At 58.6% G+C, this 1,088-nt stretch carries 1 protein-coding gene; it reads right to left on the bottom strand.

Annotation, left to right across the window (positions count from 1 at the left end):
• Positions 1-624, bottom strand: a 624-nt coding sequence (locus VI08_RS19890; protein ID WP_157130531.1) for a catalase, incomplete at its 3' end; no start/stop codon positions are given.
• Between the last annotated feature and the right edge of the window lie 464 nt (positions 625-1,088).

Genomic DNA, 1,088 nt, shown 5'->3' with positions numbered 1-1,088 from the left:
CATGATCATGTGGAAGGCTTCCGGGGTGAGGGAGATGAAATCCCAAAACGTATCGTGCGCGCTAGCCGCCTGCGGGAACCCGCGATCGGGCTCCATCTTCACCGCGTGGATCAAGTCAGGAAATTTGATCGCATCTTGGATAGAGAACACGGGAATGTTGTTCCCGACCAGATCCCAGTTGCCCTCCTTCGTGTATAGCTTGACGGCGAAGCCACGCACATCGCGCGGCGTGTCCACCGATCCAGAGCCACCGGCGACCGTGGAGAAGCGGGTGAAGACAGGCGTGCGCATCCCTACCTCGGTAAGTACGCGCGCGGTGGTGTACTCCTCGAGCGATTCGGTTAGTTCGAAGTAGCCGTGGGCGGCCGACCCGCGCGCATGCACAATGCGCTCGGGAATCCGTTCGTGGTCGAAATGCGTAATTTTCTCGCGAAGAATGAAGTCTTCAAGCAAGACTGGACCGCGGGGAGCCGCTGTCAACGAGTTTTCGCCGTCGCTCAAGGCCAAGCCTTGGTTCGTCGTTATAACCGGATGCGAGCCCCCAGCCTGCTGGTGAAGCTCATCGCCATTGCCGCGTACATCGATAGACGAACTGGTAGATGAATCTTTCTTTCTGGTAGCCATGGCCGGTCTCTGCTAGGTGGGCGCTGAGCTTGTGATGTACGGTGTATAGGTAGGGTTCATTTCTATCGACGGATCCTCACACTCCTCTCACTCTTAAACGATGGGCAGTAAGATCCGTATATGCAGGCTGCGAATCATTTAGCGCGTCGCATGTTATATGGCCTTCTTTTTTATTCGAAGCCGCATGACTACGAAGGCGCTGCCTCATTGCGTCACCCTGCCGGTTAGGCGCGGCCGCCATCAAGCGGCAAAGAGCGAAGGCGCAGCTTGCCACGCTGATCAAAGGGTAAAGATCACGGCCTGCGGCGTCATCCCAACGGCGCGGACCGGCTGCCCGCGAGGGGTGGGGGACACGGCGCGCGGGTGGATCGAGGATGCCATATGACACGGGCCGCCACATGACAATCGCCTCCACAGGCGGCAATGGTAGGGCCGCGCAAGGCGGAATAGGATGGCCCTTCCTT

It is taken from the genome of Luteibacter yeojuensis (genome assembly GCF_000964085.1).
Classification (GTDB): Bacteria; Pseudomonadota; Gammaproteobacteria; order Xanthomonadales; family Rhodanobacteraceae; genus Luteibacter; species Luteibacter yeojuensis_A.
Note: the sequence above shows the minus strand (reverse complement) of the source record. Positions and strands in the feature narration are given on the sequence as shown.